15 protein-coding genes and 3 pseudogenes are annotated in these 15,506 nt (G+C 61.2%); 7 read left to right on the forward strand and 11 right to left on the reverse strand.

Translation table 11 applies throughout. The features are described from left to right. The 3 genes and pseudogenes from KFO72_RS15805 to KFO72_RS15815 all read left to right on the forward strand — a co-directional run. A complete protein-coding gene (locus KFO72_RS15805) occupies nucleotides 1-855 on the forward strand; it encodes an ABC transporter permease (protein WP_054931124.1) in 855 nt (284 codons plus the stop codon). 1 nt (nucleotide 856) lies between these two features. Next, entirely contained in the window at nucleotides 857-1,678 is an 822-nt protein-coding gene (locus KFO72_RS15810) for an ABC transporter permease (protein ID WP_060609084.1), read from the forward strand. Between the two features lie 233 nt (nucleotides 1,679-1,911). After that, a pseudogene (locus tag KFO72_RS15815) lies at nucleotides 1,912-2,355 on the forward strand (alpha-hydroxy-acid oxidizing protein); the annotation flags it as partial. A 140-nt stretch (nucleotides 2,356-2,495) separates the two neighbouring features. Here KFO72_RS15815 and KFO72_RS15820 read toward each other — a convergent pair. The 5 genes from KFO72_RS15820 to KFO72_RS15840 are packed head-to-tail and all read right to left on the reverse strand — an operon-like array spanning nucleotide 2,496 to nucleotide 6,705. Then, nucleotides 2,496-3,455: a 2-hydroxyacid dehydrogenase gene (locus KFO72_RS15820; RefSeq protein WP_225032525.1), complete on the reverse strand. Its 960-nt coding sequence runs from the start codon at nucleotides 3,453-3,455 to the stop codon at nucleotides 2,496-2,498. Further along, nucleotides 3,452-3,913 (reverse strand): type II 3-dehydroquinate dehydratase, encoded by a 462-nt coding sequence (locus KFO72_RS15825; RefSeq protein WP_176056923.1) that lies wholly within the window; start codon nucleotides 3,911-3,913, stop codon nucleotides 3,452-3,454. Before KFO72_RS15825 ends, KFO72_RS15820 begins: the two co-directional genes overlap by 4 nt. A gap of 10 nt (nucleotides 3,914-3,923) precedes the next feature. After that, nucleotides 3,924-4,541 (reverse strand): glutathione S-transferase, encoded by a 618-nt coding sequence (locus tag KFO72_RS15830; RefSeq protein WP_054931152.1) that lies wholly within the window; start codon nucleotides 4,539-4,541, stop codon nucleotides 3,924-3,926. Between the two features lie 5 nt (nucleotides 4,542-4,546). Then, the gene (locus KFO72_RS15835; protein ID WP_224102114.1) at nucleotides 4,547-5,542 is read right to left on the reverse strand and encodes an NAD(P)H-quinone oxidoreductase; all 996 of its coding nucleotides are present in this window, start codon (nucleotides 5,540-5,542) and stop codon (nucleotides 4,547-4,549) included. An 11-nt stretch (nucleotides 5,543-5,553) separates the two neighbouring features. Beyond that, on the reverse strand, nucleotides 5,554-6,705 hold the full coding sequence (locus tag KFO72_RS15840) for an ABC transporter ATP-binding protein (protein WP_060609078.1): 1,152 nt from the start codon (nucleotides 6,703-6,705) through the stop codon (nucleotides 5,554-5,556). Nucleotides 6,706-6,971: 266 nt separating this feature from the next. Here KFO72_RS15840 and KFO72_RS15845 point away from each other — a divergent pair, with 266 nt between their 5' ends. After that, on the forward strand, nucleotides 6,972-8,222 hold the full coding sequence (locus KFO72_RS15845) for a flavin-containing monooxygenase (RefSeq protein WP_060609076.1): 1,251 nt from the start codon (nucleotides 6,972-6,974) through the stop codon (nucleotides 8,220-8,222). Between the two features lie 42 nt (nucleotides 8,223-8,264). Further along, a complete protein-coding gene (gene argE / locus KFO72_RS15850; RefSeq protein WP_225032526.1) occupies nucleotides 8,265-9,470 on the forward strand; it encodes an acetylornithine deacetylase in 1,206 nt (401 codons plus the stop codon). A 31-nt stretch (nucleotides 9,471-9,501) separates the two neighbouring features. Here argE and KFO72_RS15855 read toward each other — a convergent pair. Continuing rightward, nucleotides 9,502-9,891 (reverse strand): annotated as a pseudogene (locus KFO72_RS15855) (DDE-type integrase/transposase/recombinase); the annotation flags it as partial. A 199-nt stretch (nucleotides 9,892-10,090) separates the two neighbouring features. Here KFO72_RS15855 and KFO72_RS15860 point away from each other — a divergent pair. Next, nucleotides 10,091-10,738, forward strand: a complete 648-nt coding sequence (locus KFO72_RS15860; protein WP_054931118.1) for a hypothetical protein — start codon at nucleotides 10,091-10,093, stop codon at nucleotides 10,736-10,738. Between the two features lie 896 nt (nucleotides 10,739-11,634). Here the strand turns inward: KFO72_RS15860 and KFO72_RS15865 are convergent. The 4 genes and pseudogenes from KFO72_RS15865 to KFO72_RS15875 form a co-directional block, all read right to left on the reverse strand. Next, nucleotides 11,635-12,120 carry a hypothetical protein gene (locus KFO72_RS15865; RefSeq protein WP_176957072.1) on the reverse strand — a complete coding sequence of 162 codons (486 nt, stop codon included), beginning with the start codon at nucleotides 12,118-12,120 and terminating at the stop codon, nucleotides 11,635-11,637. Between the two features lie 336 nt (nucleotides 12,121-12,456). Further along, nucleotides 12,457-12,913, reverse strand: a pseudogene (locus KFO72_RS42545) (adhesin); the annotation flags it as partial. Further along, complete coding sequence (locus tag KFO72_RS15870) at nucleotides 12,900-13,091, reverse strand: hypothetical protein (protein ID WP_225032527.1); 192 nt, start codon at nucleotides 13,089-13,091, stop codon at nucleotides 12,900-12,902. The pseudogene KFO72_RS42545 and the gene KFO72_RS15870, both read right to left, overlap by 14 nt. Before the next feature lie 33 nt (nucleotides 13,092-13,124). Then, nucleotides 13,125-13,934: an SDR family NAD(P)-dependent oxidoreductase gene (locus KFO72_RS15875; protein ID WP_060609065.1), complete on the reverse strand. Its 810-nt coding sequence runs from the start codon at nucleotides 13,932-13,934 to the stop codon at nucleotides 13,125-13,127. Nucleotides 13,935-14,113: 179 nt separating this feature from the next. On the opposite strand from KFO72_RS15875, the gene KFO72_RS15880 reads away from it, so the two are divergent. Next, nucleotides 14,114-15,061, forward strand: a complete 948-nt coding sequence (locus KFO72_RS15880) for a GlxA family transcriptional regulator (protein WP_225032544.1) — start codon at nucleotides 14,114-14,116, stop codon at nucleotides 15,059-15,061. 12 nt (nucleotides 15,062-15,073) lie between these two features. Here the strand turns inward: KFO72_RS15880 and KFO72_RS15885 are convergent, their stop codons facing one another. Continuing rightward, on the reverse strand, nucleotides 15,074-15,469 hold the full coding sequence (locus KFO72_RS15885; RefSeq protein WP_060609060.1) for a tautomerase family protein: 396 nt from the start codon (nucleotides 15,467-15,469) through the stop codon (nucleotides 15,074-15,076). Nucleotides 15,470-15,506: the final 37 nt, after the last annotated feature.

Consider the following 15,506-nt stretch of genomic DNA (forward strand, 5'->3'; position numbering starts at 1 on the left):
ATGAATATGTATAGCAGGCTGAAGGGATGGCTGATCTCGCCCGCGGTGATCGTGGCGATCGGCACATGTTCGGCCTTGATGACCGTATTGCAGTTTAGCCTGCGCACTTATGTTCCGGGCTCGCTCGACGTGGGCGGCTTCACACTGGACAATTTCTCCGGGCTCATGAAGTCCATCTATTTGAGCGCTCTGGGCAATACGCTCTGCCTGAGCGTAGAAACGATGGTGTTTTCGCTGCTGCTCGCGTATCCGCTCGCGTATGCGCTCGTGCGTGTGCGCAATCGCGCGCTCAAGTCGGTGATTCTCATCATGTCGCTCACGCCGCTATTTCTCGGCGAGATCGTGCGCACCTACTCGTGGACGGTAGTGCTCGGCAGCAACGGCTTCGTCAACACGGTGCTGCGCAAGCTCGGGTTGATCGAATGGCCTATCGACCTGATGTTCACGCATTTTGGCGTGGTGCTCGCGCTCGTGCACGTGACGATTCCCGTGACCGTGCTCATGCTCGGCGCCGCCATTTCGCACATCAACCGCGACTACGAGCGCGCGGCGCAGAGTCTGGGCGCGAATCCCGTGAAGATTTTCGTGACCGTGACGCTGCCGCTTTCCATGCCCGGCATTCTCGCGAGTTCGACCACGGCCTTCGCCTGGACATTCAGCGCGTTCGCCACGCCGCAGATGATCGGCGGGGGCCGCGTGCCGACACTTTCCACCTTGGTGTATCAGCTTGGCTTGTCTTCATTGAATTTTCCGCTGGCGGCGAGCCTCAGCGTTATCGGCCTCGCGCTCACCGCGGTTTCGTTGCTGGTATTCGGCAAACTCACCGTGCGCCTCAAACGGATTGGAGGACATTGAGATGAAAATCAGACACGGCTTGCCCTGGCCGTTGCGCGTTGCCGGCCCGCTGTTGATTGCGGCGATTCTCGCGTTCATGTTGTTGCCGGTCATCGTGGTGACGCTGGCTGCGTTCAACGACAAGGCGATACTTGCGTTTCCGCCCAAGCATTGGTCGCTGCAATGGTTCGCACGCGTGCTTACGTACTCCGACTTTCAGTCGGGCTTTCATTCGAGTCTGGTCGTCACGTTCTGGGCTTCCCTGATCGCACTGGTGATTGGCACGGGCATAGCCATTACGGTCAAGCGGCTCGACTTCAAGGGCAAGGACGCGCTGCAAGCCATCTTGATGATGCCGATGGTCGTGCCGCAATTCACGATCGGTTTGGGGCTGCTGATTCTGGTCGCTCAAGTCGGGCTCGATCGCGGCTATGCGATCCTCATTCTGTGCCACGTGATTCTGGTGCTGCCATTCGTGTTGCGCAGCGTTTATGTGTCGATGGAAAACCTCGACGAGCGGCTCGAACACGCGGCGGCCAGCCTTGGCGCGCCCCCCATGAAAGTACTGTTCACGGTGGTGGTGCCGCTGCTCGGGCCGGGCTTGTTCGGCGGCTGGCTGTTCGCGGCGATTCTGTCGTTCAACGAATTCACGGCCTCGCTGTTTATCACGACAGAAAGCACGCAAACGCTGCCCGTGACCATGTACAACTACGTGCGCGAGTTCGCCGATCCCACGCTGGCGGCGCTTTCCGTGGTGTATATCGTCGTGACGGCCAGTTTGCTCGCGTTCGCCAATTACTTCCTCGGTCTTGGCAAGATCCTGAATATCGAGGAAAGCCCTTGAGCGGCCACGCGCGAGAAGGACACGCATGATTTTCTCGGATGTGGCGAACTATCATCTCGCGGCGCGACGCTTTCTGCCGAAGTTCGCCTTCGGGTATCACGAGGGCGGTGCCGCAAGCGAACTCACGCTGCACCGCAATCGCGCCGCACTCAAGGCGCTGGCGTCGAGCCGCACGTGCGGCGCGACGTGCCCACGCTCGACACGTGCACGACGCTCGCGGGCCGCGCAGCGGCATGGCTCGCCGTGGTCGGACCCCGCGGCATCAGCGGCATATTTCGCCGCGACGCGGAAGAAGCGTGCGCGCCGCGCGCGTAGGGGTGCATCAGCGTGGAGAATTGCGCCGCGCCGGCGCGCGCCATCTGATTCTGCGCGATACGGCGGTCCTGCCTCGCGCTCGATACCAAAGCGTGAGCGATGCGCGCCGCGGGTTCGAACACGATGTTGGTTGCACCGTGCTCCCGGATCACGCGGGACGGCAACCCGACGGTGTGCGTAGCCTGCTGGATCTGCTCGCGCAAACCGTGAGCGAAGCGCCGCGCAGGGCGGAAGTATTCGTCGATGGGAGCATTCGGCGCTGCAGCGATATCGCGAAGGCCGTGGCGTTGGGCGCGCATGGCGCGCTGCTCGGCCGCGCACCCCTCTATGGACTCGCGGCGGCGGGGCGTTCTGGCGCCACCGACGTGCTCGCTATGCTGCACAAGGAATGCAGACTTGCATGCGTAGCTTGGGGGGCGCGGAACCCACTGATCTCACGCCCGCCTTGCTGGCCGTGCATGGCATGGCGGTGCAGGAAGCAGCCACGACGATCTAACCTTGCTCAATAACCGCGCCGCACATCGACCTGACTTGTGAGGCTTTCCCCGCTGGACACGCACAGTAGATTGGCGGCGACCTGCCGAGCGGCCGAAGCGGGAATCGCCACGGAAGCGAGATGCGGTGTGATGAGTACATTCGGCATCGACCACAGCGGATCGTCGCTCGGCAGCGGCTCTTTCTCGAACACGTCGAGCGTGGCCGAACCGATATGACCGCTTTGCAACAACGCCGTGAGCGCAGGCTGATCGACAATCGCGCCGCGCGCCACATTAACGATGGCGGCGCCGCGAGGCAATTTCGAAAGCCGGTCGCGATCGAGCAAGCCGTGTGTATCGGCGGTAAGCGGCAACATGATGATGAGAATATCGGCCTGACCGAGCACGCTATCGAGCGTGTCCATGCCCGAGTGACACTGCACGCCGTCGATCTCGCGCGGGCTGCGCGACCAGCCGAGCACCGTCAAGCCCTGGCGTCGCAACTCGCTCGCGGCGAGCGCGCCCAGTTCGCCCAAACCGAGCACGGCCGCGCGAATGTCCTCGGGATTGCGCGGATGCCGGTACGCCCATTCGCCGCGCCGTTGCGCCGCTTCGAAATGCGGAATCTCACGCGCGTGCCGCAGTGTGGCGAACAGCACGTAGCCGGCCATCATGCGTGCCATGTTCGGATCGCTGATGCGCGTGATCGGCACGTGCGCGGGCAAGTCGTCGCGCGCGGTGAGCGAATCGACGCCTGCGCCGAGATTGACGATCAGCTTCAGGTTCGTCATCGACTGGAAAAAGCCAGCGGGCGGTTTCCACACCAGCGCGAAGTGAATCTCGCGCGGATCGGTGACTTCGTTCGCGCGTACCACCCGCAAGCCGCGAAGCTGCGTTTGCAGTGCGCGCTTCCACGTGTCGAAGTCGTCGAAATTGCTATAAAAAACGAGCGTGCCGTGAGAGGTATCCTCGGGAATCGTGCTCATACCGGGCGCTGGATCAAACGGGACATGGCCTCGATGGCAAACTCGTAGCCGTCGCCGCCCAAACCGGCGATCACGCCGTCGGCGGCTTTCGAAATATACGAGTGATGCCGGAAGCTCTCGCGGCGCCAGATGTTGCTCATATGCACTTCAACGATCTTTCCGGGGAAGGACAGCAGCGCGTCGAGAATGGGCACGGAAGAATAGGTCAGGCCCGCCGCGTTGATGATGATGCCGCTGGCCGTGCCGCGCGCTTCCTGAATCCAGTCGACCAGTTGGCCCTCCCAGTTCGATTGCACGAAATTTAGCGCGAGCCCGAGCGAGGCGGCCTTCCCTTCGCAGCGAGCCTTGAGCGTGAGATAGCTGTCGCTGCCATACACGTGGTTGGCGTCGAGCCCGTAGAGATTCGCGTTGGGGCCGTTCAGAAACCAGACGGTTTGCGTCGAAGAAATGTCGGTCATGAGCGTGCGTTCAAAGCTCGTAAGGAAGTGTGACTTGCAGGGCGGGCAGCGCGTGAACCTGAGCATGCCAGCGCGCCGATTCGGGATGGGCGTCGCGCCATGCGAGTTCCGGAAAGCGGAAGTCAAGGTAGCCCAGCGAGCAGCCGAGCGTGACTTCGCCGATGGTGAGGTGTTCCGTGGCGAGCGCGGGCGCGTCTTTTTCAATCTCCGCAAGGCACGCGTGTACCTTCGTCAACTGCGCGGCGCGCCAGTCGTGCGATTGTTTTTCGGCCTTGCGCGCCGTGTATTCGTAGCGCGCTAGCAGGGCGGCGTCGAGCAGGCCGTCGCCGAGCGCCTGATGGCTAAGCGCGAGCCAACGCAGCGGGCCGCTCTGCGGAAACAAACCGTAGGCGGGCGCAAGACTGTCGAGATATTCGCAGATCACGCGGCTGTCGTAGAGCGCGTGCCCGTTGGCGAGAATCAACGTGGGCACTTTCGCGAGCGGATTGTGCGCGGCAATGCGGCTGTCGCGTACGATCGGATTCGCGGCGCTCGGCAGCAGCGCGATGCGTTCGGCGAGTCCCAAAAGGTGCGCGCTGACCATGACCTTGCGGACATAGGGCGAAGTGGGCGCGTGGAGCAGTTGCATGTCGCTCATGGCACGAGCGCCAGTTTGCCGAACACGTCGCCGCATTCGAGCAGACGATGCGCTTCGGAAGCTTCGGCGAGCGCTAAGCGTTGGTGCACACGCGGACGCACGCGGCCGTCGGCGACGAGTGGCAGCACGTGGCGCTCGATTAGGCGCGCCATACGGGATTTTTCTTCGTCGGCTTGCGGGCGCAGCGTGGACGAATGCAGGCTCAGTTGCTTTTGCATGAGCGTCAGTAATTCGATGTTGACTTGCGAGCCCTGCAGGAACGAGAGGCTGAGATGACGTCCACCAAATGCGAGTGCGTCGAGATTGCGGCGCACGTAATCACCGCCGACCATGTCGAGCACGACGTCGACGCCGCGCCCCTGAGTGGCTTCGTCGCATGCCGCGACGAAGTCGGTCTCGCGATAAGAGAGCGCGAGCGCCGCGCCCATGTCGCGCAGCGTGTCGAGCCGGTCGCTGCGTGCGGCCGTGGCGATGACGGTCGCGCCCGCCGCGTGCGCCATGCGAATCGCAAGGGTGCCGATACCGCCGGCCGCGCCGTGAATCAGCACGGTTTCGCCCATCTTGAGTGCGCCGAGTTCGAACAGGTTGTGCCAGATGGTGAACAGGCCTTCGGGTAACGCGGCGGCTTCAGCGTCGTCGAGCGTGGCGGGCACGGGCAGGCAGTGATTCGCGTCGGCGAGGCACCACGGCGCGTAACCGCCGCCGGGCAACAGTGCCATGACGCGCGCGCCCGGTGCGAAGCGGTGCACGCCGGCGCCGCACGCGGCGACTTCGCCGCACGCTTCGAGACCGAGCACATCGGTGGCGCCGGGCGCGGGTTTGGCGCGGCCTTCGCGCTGCATGATGTCGGGCCGGTTGACGCCCGCCGCGCGCACGCGTAGCAGCACCTGACCGGGGCCGGGCGTAGGCACGGCGCGCTCGGCGAGCGCGAGCACTTCGGGTCCGCCCGGTTCGCGGGCGACGACGGCTTGCATGGAAAGTGGAATCATCATGACGGGCGCGTTCAAGCTGTGGCTTCGGGGAATACGGTCATGTTGCGCGGCGGCAGCGCCAGCGCGGTGACCGTGCCGATCGGGAAGCGCTCGATCGAATCGAGGCCTGACGTGCGCACCATGACGCGCTGGGAACCGTCGGCGACGACGTTTATATCGACATAGGTATCGACGTGGTCGCCTTGGAACACGTGATTGACCACCGTGCCCGTGAGCACCGAATCCGCCCCCAGCGGCTCGAAGTGAATATGTTCGGGGCGCACGTAAATATCCATGCGGCCGCCGCCGTGCTCCCCGCCCACGAGGCGCTCGCGCTCCAGGCTCACGATACCGCCGCCCAGGCGCAGATGCAGATGCGTGGCGTCTTCGCCGTGAAAATGCGAGGGCAGGATGTTCACGTCGCCGAGGAACGACGCCACGAACGGATCGGTCGGGCGGCGATACACCTCGTCGGGCGTGGCGATCTGGCAAATGCGTCCGCGCGACATCACCGCGATGCGATCAGACATGCTGAGCGCTTCGCCCTGATCGTGCGTGACGAACACGGTCGTTACGCCGAGTTCGCGCTGGATCTCGCGAATCTCCACCTGCATCGCGCCGCGCAGGCTCTTGTCGAGCGCCGAGAACGGTTCGTCGAGCAGAAGCACCTTCGGCTTGATGACCAGCGCGCGTGCGAGCGCGACGCGCTGCTGCTGGCCGCCCGAAAGTTCGCGCGGCTTGCGATGGCCGAGCCCGCCCAGCTTGACGAGCTGCATGGCCGCTTCCACGCGCTGCGCGATTTCGGCGTTCGGCACGCCGCGCATGCGCAGCCCGTAACCGATATTGCGCGCGACATCCATGTGCGGAAACAACGCGTAGTTCTGGAACACGATGCCGATTTCGCGCTCGTGCGGTGGCAGGTCGGTGACGAGATTGCCGTCGATAAAGATCTCGCCATTATTCGCCTGCGTGAAGCCTGCAATCAGATTGAGCAGCGTGGTCTTGCCGCAACCCGAGGGGCCGAGCAGCGTGATGAATTCGCCTTGACCGATTTTGAGCGACAGATCGTGCAGGATGGTCTGCTCGCGGTACTTCGCGACCACGCCTTCCATGCTGACGGCAACCGGCGAGCCGGACGTCGATGGGCGGGCGGGACTGCGTGCGGAGGAATCGTCGGATTTCATGGAAGTCTTTTGTCTGCGCGCTCGATGCGTGGCGTTACCGGATAAAAACTTGCATCGAAGGATACGAGAAAAGCGAGCGGATGCCGTTTGCGAATCTTGAGGGCAGGCGTCGGAAAAACGGAGGAGCGCGCGAAGCGCCGGGCGACCTCTTTGGTTTTTCCGAAGTCTCGCCTTCAAAAATGCTGGTTATCAGCGGCGCGGACCTTGAGCACACTTCCCATCCAATGAACCGCCTGTTCAATCTCAGTCCTCTTTCAGGGTCAAACATGTCAGTTGAAGCAATCGATACGCTGGTGATCGGCGCCGGACAGTCCGGAATTGCCATGAGCGAGCACCTCACGCAGATGAACGTCCCTCATATCGTTCTTGAACGCAAGCGCGTGGCGGAACGCTGGCGCTCGGAGCGCTGGGATTCGCTGGTCGCCAACGGCCCGGCGTGGCACGACCGCTTTCCGAACCTCGAATTCGACGATGTCGGCCCGGACGTCTTCCCGCCGAAGGAGCGCATGGCGCAATACTTCGAGGATTACGCGAAGATGATCAAGGCACCAGTGCGTACCGGCGTGGAAGTCAGGCACGTGAAGCGCTGCGAGAATCGGCCTGGCTTTATCATCGCGACTTCGGAAGGCGTGATCGAGGCGCAGCGCGTGGTGGCCGCGACCGGTCCATTTCAGGTGCCGCAATATCCGAACATCGTTCCCGCCGATGCAGGCATTCAGCAACTTCATTCGTCGGCGTATAAAAATCCGGGTCAACTCGAAGACGGCGCAGTGCTGGTCGTGGGCGGCGGCGCGTCGGGTTCGCAGATCGCGGAAGAACTGCGTGCGAGCGGCAGAACCGTGTATCTCTCGATCGGCGAGCATTACCGTCCGCCGCGTTCGTATCGTGACCGCGACTACGTGTGGTGGTTGGGTGTACTCGGCAAGTGGGACGAGATCAAGATCAAGCCGAAGAAGAAGCACGTGGCGTTCGCCGTGAGCGGCTACGACGGCGGCAAGACGATGGACTTTCGCCGTCTCGCGCACAGCGGCATCACGGTGCTCGGTTTGACGAAGGGCTACGAGAACGGCGTGCTGCATATTGCCGACGATCTCGCTGCGAACATCGCCGAGGGCGACGAGGCCTATTTCGACGTGCTGCGCGATGCCGATGCCTATGTCGAGCGTAACGGTCTTGATCTGCCGCCTGAACCCGAAGCGTGGAATCTGCTCGACAATCCCGCATGTATCGTGCAGCCGATTCTTCAACTCGATCTTGCGAAGGCGGGCGTGAAGACGATTCTTTGGGCCACGGGTTTCAAGTTCGATTTCAGCTGGCTGGACGTGGACGCCTTCGACGAAAACGGTATGCCGTTCCACAAGCGCGGCATTTCGGCGGAAACCGGTGTGTACTTTTTGGGTCTGCCAGAATTGACCAATCGTGCTTCGTCGTTTATCTACGGCGTGTGGCACGACGCGAAATACATTGCTGATCACATTGCACTCCAGCGCAGTTACCTGGCGTATCAAAAGGCGTGACGGGCGGATGAAAACTCACTCTCCTGTTATTCGGATCAAGCGATGAATACGCTTTCGAGCAAGGCCATGCTGGCGAAGCTGGTGGGATTCCCGACCGTGAGCCGCGATTCGAACCTCGCGCTCGTCGAATTCATTCAGGCTTATTTGAGCGATGTCGGCGTCGAGAGTGAGTTGTTCTATGACGCGGAGCGCACGAAAGCCAATCTTTTCGCGACGATTGGGCCGGTGAAAGATGGCGGCATCGTGCTCTCGGGACACACCGACGTTGTACCCGTGGACGGACAGAACTGGACTGTCACGCCGTTCGAACTCACCGAGAGAGACGGTCGCCTCTACGGACGCGGCACCGCCGACATGAAAGGCTATCTCGCCTCGGTGCTGACGGCCGTGCCGCTGTTCGTCGAGCGTGCCCGGTCGGGATCGCTCGCGGTGCCGCTACATCTCGCGTTTTCGTACGACGAAGAGATTGGTTGCGTGGGCGTACGACCGTTGTTGGCGGCATTGCAGGAGCGCGGTTTTCGGCCGCGCGTATGCATCATTGGCGAACCGACAGAGATGCAGCCGGTGCTCGGCCATAAAGGGAAGATGGCGGTGCGCTGCTGCGTGCGCGGCGCGGCGTGTCATTCGGCGTATGCGCCGTATGGCGTCAATGCCGTTCACTATGCGTCGCGCTTGATCGGAAAACTCGAGGAGATCGGCGAAACGCTCGCGCATCCTGAGCATCGCGACGATCGGTTCGACCCGCCGTTTTCGACCGTGCAAGCGGGGCTGATTCGCGGCGGACGCGCGCTCAATATCGTGCCGGCCGAGTGCGATTTCGACTTCGAAGTGCGTGCGGTGCCAGGCTTCGACATAGGCAGCGTGGCGCGGGAACTCGAAACCTATGCGAGCGAGACGCTCTTGCCCAAAATGCGCGCGGTGCAACCGGATACCGACATTCGTTTCGAGGAGCTCAACGCCTATCCGGGACTCGCCACCGACCCGGACAGCGACGGCGCGCGGCTGATCGCGTCGATCAGCGGCGTGCAGGCAGAAACGCGTGCGTTCGGCACCGTGGCGTTCGGTACGGAAGGCGGGTTGTACGACGCCGCCGGCATTCCTGCGGTAGTGTGCGGCCCCGGCAGCATGGATCAAGGACACAAGCCCGACGAGTTTGTCACGCTGGAACAACTTGCGCGTTGCGATGCGATGATGGTGCGGCTCGCGAATGAGCTTGGCTGCACGGGCGTTGTCGAGTTAAATCGCTGACGACGCGAAAGTACAGTTCGCGCGAGTCTGCTCAGACGGCAGACGGATTTTGGACCAACCCAGTAAAGCGATGCCACCTGTCAAAGCGCTCGCCAAGCTGTTTGCGGTAGCGCGAAGCGCGCAGCAGATGTCGTTTGAGCGGAAAGTGTTGCCGGATCGGTCCGATGCTCGACAGGAAAGCCTGGGTACGTTTCCGGTCACGAAAGCCGCGCATCCGATGCTTCCGTTCGCGGGTTGGTTGATGGCTGTTCTCCGCGCGGTTGTTCACGCGAGCCGCTGCCTTGACGAAGATGTGCCTGACGTCAGTCAGTTCGGGGATGTCGGCCTTCGCCGCCGGATAGCTGCGTAGCTGATCCGTGACAATCTTGCTCGGTACTTCACCACAGGAAGCGAGCACGCGCTCGAAAAACCGCTTCGCTGCTATTGGGCGCGTATCGGTGCTCGTCAACGGCGGCGGCTTCGGCTTTTTCGAGCGCCAGGGCATGCACGCTACATCGCACGTTTTCTGGGCGACGACGTGGACATGGCGCAAAACACGACGTTTAATCCGCATGACGGTAACATGACCACTGCTGTCACCGTGGACTATACGTCTCAACGTCGTTAACTGAAATCCACGTATGAATTTTCGACTTGCATCGCTCGCCGCCGCGTTTCTTGCGACAATCATTACGTCAGCCTGGGCCGACGTGCTGGTCGTCAAACACGACAAGCTGCAAATCACGGACCTGATCGAACAGTCGATCAGCGTCCTGTACACCAATCACGGCGGAGATCAAGCGTTCGATGTTGCCACGGGCGATATCGTTTCGTTCAAGTCCGGCGCGGACACGGCGTGGTTGTTGCCCGTCCTCAACGGTAATGCGGACAATCATCCGTTACCTTCAGGTCAGTGTGATGTGTTGATCTACAAGGCGGACACCGACTATCTCACGCCGTTGCAGTTCTCTCACGTGCTGCTTGGCGAAACGCGTGACGACCAGTGTGTCGGTTTCAATCGTCCACTCGTTGTCACGCTGGGATTGTCGGCGATGGAGGCGCCGGTGCTGAACGGCTGTTTGCGGCCGACCAGTGCCCCACGACCGGGCGCGGCGATTACCTCGGGCGCCGCTCCCATGCAAAAGGAAAACCCGTCCCACTGCAGTCACCCAATTCTTCGCAAATCGGTCGTTCGATGTCGCAAGGTAAGTAGCAGAGAGTCTCGTCACCTCATGCACAAATTTGCTACGAAGCGGAAGCTGTTCCAGGCCGTATCCGAGTTGCCATGAAGATATGGGTCGATTAGGCAGCGAGGGTTTATCATCAATATCGCTTTATAGTCGTCAGTGCGGATTCAACTCCAACAATTCGCGCGCAAGCCGAACTGTAATCACCCGGCCGCACGTTGCGCAAAATCGGTCGTCAGTTTGCTTGCCACAGCAGGGGCAAAACCATTTTCCAAGCTTGAACGGCATATTCCCCGAGGGCAGAACTGCCGCGCTCAATGCAAGCTGCTCGAATTGATCTCGAACGGAAATGCTGAACAATGATCCCGTCCACAGGCGTCGCCCAACTGTGCAGAGCAGTAAGGGCAGTACATAGGCAAAACGAAACTGTTTCGGTCCGATTGTCGCGGATTGTGTCGGCGCCGTCGACCGGCCGAATTTGGCCGGCTATTTCCCGAGGCCCCCACCGACCGACTCAAGGGCGCTGGGCCGACGCGTAAGCATCGATCACTTGCAGTTCAATTACGCGACCCTGCACTCATACCGCTCTTGCGGATATGGAAGGAGATCTTGTTCGGATTGGGCCGAGGGCGTGTGAAAACTCGAAAGTACTCGGTTTTCAGGTGTCGCTTTACCCTTCCCAAGGCACTGCGAAGCCAACACAGCACGATCTGGAGGGTCGATTTTTTCGAGCGTCGCGTTTAAGGATGCGTTTTCACACGCCCTCGGACGTGTACTTCCCGTAGCCGACGGGTTCGCAATAAACGCACATCGCCTCGGCAGGTGACAATGCCCAATACGTCCATATCCATTCGCTACCCAGCTCGTTGAGGGCACGGGCGGCATCTCCGCCCGGTCCATGGGCGGAGGCATATGGGAAGAGTGTTGCCGAACTCGTCCGGGCAGAGCCAAACCTCCTGCCAGGGATCAGTGAGATCCGAGACAGTGCACCGTCGGGCTCACTTCGTCGCTACGCCTGCGAGTTGACCGATGCCGTCTGCGGTTTGCGTACCCACGTTTCTCGCGACCACTCCCAGCCCACCCACGACTGAGACACCCGTGTCTGACACATCAAAACCGGTTCCTGCGACCGACACGGTTCCCTTGATGTGATCACTCCCCGACAAAACGCCAAGAAGGATTCGAGCGGCCACCGGGCGGGTCTTGAATTCGCTCACGCGCAGTATCACTGGCGCACCCGTTGCTGAGACCGGGATGCCGATCTTCGTCATCTCCGTGTGAAACGCTCCAAGCAGTTCCTTCTTCGCCTCGTCGGAGATATTGAAAGATCCCGAGTCAATCTGCAGGTCGCTTACGCCGTTCGCAAGCGCGACAGTTACATCATGGCCGCGATCCGGCGGAAGTTGCGTCATCGTCGGGTTGCCGGCACATGCCGTGAGAAGCATGGCGCTGATGAGCGAAGTAGTGATAGCAATGACTTTCATATCGATCTCTCAGTTACAGTTATTTTGTGCCATTGCCGCCCAACAGCCATCTTTGCACCTCCCCTTGAGGGATACTGCATTGGTGTAGCGTCAACGACGTCTGCATAGTCGCATCGGTGTTATCGGCACGAACGTCGTTTTGCTTTAATGCGCTGAGACACCGAGCAAGCGATTCTTGACAAAGCGTTACCGATGCATGCATTTTCACGTTCAACTTATGCGTCATCTCATGCGCTACTGTTTAACACTCCAGATTCCAGTTCTGCATCCCGCTTGCATACCCCGTGCGAATCTGCACGGTAGACCAGGCTGGTTGATGCGGACAGACTCTATTGGTTTTCGCGTATCGAGCGCGTTCTGATTCAGGTAGGCCTTCTCCTGTTCCGTCACCGATGTGCCCGCCTTGCTGTCGTAGCTCAGTCCATCGATGAAGCTGGCCTTGCCCGTCAGCTGTAGCGCCGCCTGCTAGAGCATCAGGTCTTCTTCCTGCGGGTTGTAGTAAAACCGCGTCGACCCGGGCTGCAGGTTCGCAGGCAGATTGTCGAGCCGCGCCTGCGGATTGAGACTGCCCACCGCCGGGCTCAGCGAAGTCACCTGCGACGGCGCATTCGCACGCGGTGTGTAGGTGTTCGCGGTCGTGATGCCGTTGATGAGATTCTGGCCGGTCAGCGTTACCGATGTCCCGATGATTGCCGTCGTTCTGTATCACGCCGTTCGACGTGATGGAACGGTTGGGCGCCTCGATCGTCGCAGCGATGTTGCCGACCGGCGTCGGCGGATCAATCGTGCCGCCCATGTTCCTCGTTCAGGTAGTAGCCCGTCTCGTAGTGCTTGGCATCGCGCAGGTCGAGCTCATGCGCGCTCGACATCGCAGCGAGAACCTTGCCGCGTGACTGTGCCGAAGCGCGCACCGGCAAGGCAAAGGCCGTGGCCATCGCGAGCGCAGCGGCGCCGAGTTTAGAGAGGTTCACGATCAGGCTCTTTTGCAATACGCGTTGCCGGACTTACTGGGCGGGCGTGGCGTTCGACGTGTAGCGCGGCGCGGCCTTGGCGTTCGCGAACCGGGGAGCCAGCGCGCGACGGTCGGCTTCCCACTTCGTCCAGTCGTCACCATCGTGCAGCGTCGGGATGGTCACGAGTTCGCCCTGATCCAGGCCCGCGAGCGCGGCATCCACCAGATCGTCGGCTGTCATCGTGCTCGCGGCTTCCTTTTGCTTCGCATAGCCGGCGACGTCCCAGAAATCGGTTGCCGTCGCTGCCGGCAGCACGGTCTGCACACGCACGCCCTTGCCTGCGAGGTCGCGCTGAAGCGCATGGCCGAAGCTCAGCACGTACGATTTCGAGGCGCTGTACACGCCGTTCAGCAACTCGACTGCAATGCCGACCACCGAACTGATGTTGATGATGGTGCCCGAGCCTTTGGCGACGAACGCGGGCGCAACCGCGTAGGTAAGACGCGTCAGTGCCGTGATATTCAGGTTGATCATCGACTCCATGGAGTCGACGTGACCATCGAGAACCGATGCGACCGAGCCGACGCCCGCGTTGTTCACCAGCATCGTGATGCGCGGGTCTTCGCGAAGCAGGGTCTCGATTTTCGCGAGCGCAGCCTTGTCGTTGAGATCGGCGGCAATCGTTTCGATCGAGCGGCCGGTCTCTTTCGTAAGACGCTCTGCGAGAGCGTTCAGTCGGGCCTGGTTGCGTGCCACCAGAATAAGGTCGAAGCCGCGCCTGGCGAGACGATCAGCGTAGATGGCGCCAATGCCAGCCGATGCGCCCGTGATCAGCGCGAAACCGTTCGTAGAGGAAGTCATTTTCAATCCTTTGAGTGAGTGGTTGAACCAACAGGGCGTCAGTTCATGGATCGAATTCTGGCCTCGGCCGCGCGCGACCTCAATGTCATATATGCAAGGATTTCGGTCATGCTTTCATCCACAATGCTGTCCGTTATGTGCTACCTTCAACGAATCAGGCCATGACTCGCGAGGCATCAATGCATACCGTCGGACTCGTCGTCTATCCCAACTTCCAGTCGCTCGCGCTCGCTGTGGCGAGCGTCTTCGAATACGCCAATCTGCTGCGCGGCGAAGCAGCTTACGAGTTCAGCATCGTGTCCGAGCACGGCGGACCTGTCGTTTCGTCCCAGGGGTTTTCAGTTCATAGCGAACCACTTGTCGCAGAGGGCTACGACACCCTCATCGTGGCGGGCGACAACGAATGCCGCCTTCCCTCGGCTGCGCTGGTGGATTACCTTCGGGAAGCGCCGCGCCGGTCACGGCGAATTGCGTCGATCTGTACCGGTGCATTTGTTCTGGCTGCTGCAGGTCTGCTGGAAGGAAAACGCGCAACGACACACTGGTTCCACGCGCGTGACTTCCAGAAGCAGTATCCGAACGTGCAGCTCGAAGAAGACCGCATCTTCGTGGTGGATGGACAGATCTGGACCTCGGCCGGCATGAGCGCCGGCGTGGATCTCGCGCTTGCGATCGTTGAAAACGACTTCGGGCTGGACACCTCGCGCATGGTCGCGCGCAAGCTCGTGCTTTATCAGCGTCGCGGTGGCGGTCAGTCGCAGTTCTCGGCGCTGCTGGAAATGGGTCCGCGCTCAGACCGCGTTCAGATGGCACTTGCCTACGCGAGCGAAAACCTGGCGAGCGATTTGTCGGTCGAGCGGCTGGCCGAAGCAGCACGGCTCAGTCCGCGTCAGTTCAGCCGCGTGTTTCGTGAGGAAACGGGGCAATCGCCCGCGAAGGCAGTCGAGCGGCTTCGCGTTGAAGCCGCTCGACTGATGATGGAGACGACTCGTCACCCGATCGAGATCGTTGCGCGAGAGACAGGCTTTGGTGACCGGGAGCGGATGCGTCAAGCGTTCCTGCGTGCATTCGGTCAGCCACCGCAAACCATACAGCGGGCGTCGGGTGTCACACCCCTTGCGCTTTAAGCGTAGTTCGCCTTACTGCTCGCCCGGCGTCCACTCCGGGCTATAGCCGCCCAGCGCCGGATGATACATCTCATCCCCGGAATGCTGGGTGAATTCGACGTTGAGCCGGTCTTCACGCAGGCCAAGAATTTCGATGCAGTGCGCGCACAGCGCTTTGGCCACATCCATACGAAGTTCGGGCGCTCTGCCTCTTCGGATGTCCAGCATCATGACCGCGACCGGGGTGGGCTCTTCACCGGCCTCGGGAATCCGCCAGACACCCCCATCGCCCAGCTCTCGAATCGCGACGCTGATTCGCCTGATGTCGACCGACATCATCCGCGCGTAGGTCTCGCTCATCTTCAGCGCCAGGCGCCGCTTGTCCTCCACTGAATAGTGGTCGGTTACGTCGAGTTGCAGGTAAGGCATGGTCGTCGCACTCCTTGAAAACGCCATTCTTCACCGA

Source organism: Paraburkholderia sp. XV, assembly GCF_020177535.1.
Classification (GTDB): Bacteria; Pseudomonadota; Gammaproteobacteria; order Burkholderiales; family Burkholderiaceae; genus Paraburkholderia; species Paraburkholderia caribensis.

Excerpts from the sequence above, each read along its gene's own strand:
- KFO72_RS15805 (WP_054931124.1), top strand. The coding sequence starts at position 1 with ATGAATATGTATAGCAGGCTGAAGGGATGGCTGATCTCGCCCGCGGTG.
- KFO72_RS15810 (WP_060609084.1), top strand. The coding sequence starts at position 857 with ATGAAAATCAGACACGGCTTGCCCTGGCCGTTGCGCGTTGCCGGCCCG.
- KFO72_RS15820 (WP_225032525.1), bottom strand. The coding sequence starts at position 3,455 with ATGAGCACGATTCCCGAGGATACCTCTCACGGCACGCTCGTTTTTTAT.
- KFO72_RS15825 (WP_176056923.1), bottom strand. The coding sequence starts at position 3,913 with ATGACCGACATTTCTTCGACGCAAACCGTCTGGTTTCTGAACGGCCCC.
- KFO72_RS15830 (WP_054931152.1), bottom strand. The coding sequence starts at position 4,541 with ATGCAACTGCTCCACGCGCCCACTTCGCCCTATGTCCGCAAGGTCATG.
- KFO72_RS15835 (WP_224102114.1), bottom strand. The coding sequence starts at position 5,542 with ATGATGATTCCACTTTCCATGCAAGCCGTCGTCGCCCGCGAACCGGGC.
- KFO72_RS15840 (WP_060609078.1), bottom strand. The coding sequence starts at position 6,705 with ATGAAATCCGACGATTCCTCCGCACGCAGTCCCGCCCGCCCATCGACG.
- KFO72_RS15845 (WP_060609076.1), top strand. The coding sequence starts at position 6,972 with ATGTCAGTTGAAGCAATCGATACGCTGGTGATCGGCGCCGGACAGTCC.
- argE (WP_225032526.1), top strand. The coding sequence starts at position 8,265 with ATGAATACGCTTTCGAGCAAGGCCATGCTGGCGAAGCTGGTGGGATTC.
- KFO72_RS15860 (WP_054931118.1), top strand. The coding sequence starts at position 10,091 with ATGAATTTTCGACTTGCATCGCTCGCCGCCGCGTTTCTTGCGACAATC.
- KFO72_RS15865 (WP_176957072.1), bottom strand. The coding sequence starts at position 12,120 with ATGAAAGTCATTGCTATCACTACTTCGCTCATCAGCGCCATGCTTCTC.
- KFO72_RS15875 (WP_060609065.1), bottom strand. The coding sequence starts at position 13,934 with ATGACTTCCTCTACGAACGGTTTCGCGCTGATCACGGGCGCATCGGCT.
- KFO72_RS15880 (WP_225032544.1), top strand. The coding sequence starts at position 14,114 with ATGCATACCGTCGGACTCGTCGTCTATCCCAACTTCCAGTCGCTCGCG.
- KFO72_RS15885 (WP_060609060.1), bottom strand. The coding sequence starts at position 15,469 with ATGCCTTACCTGCAACTCGACGTAACCGACCACTATTCAGTGGAGGAC.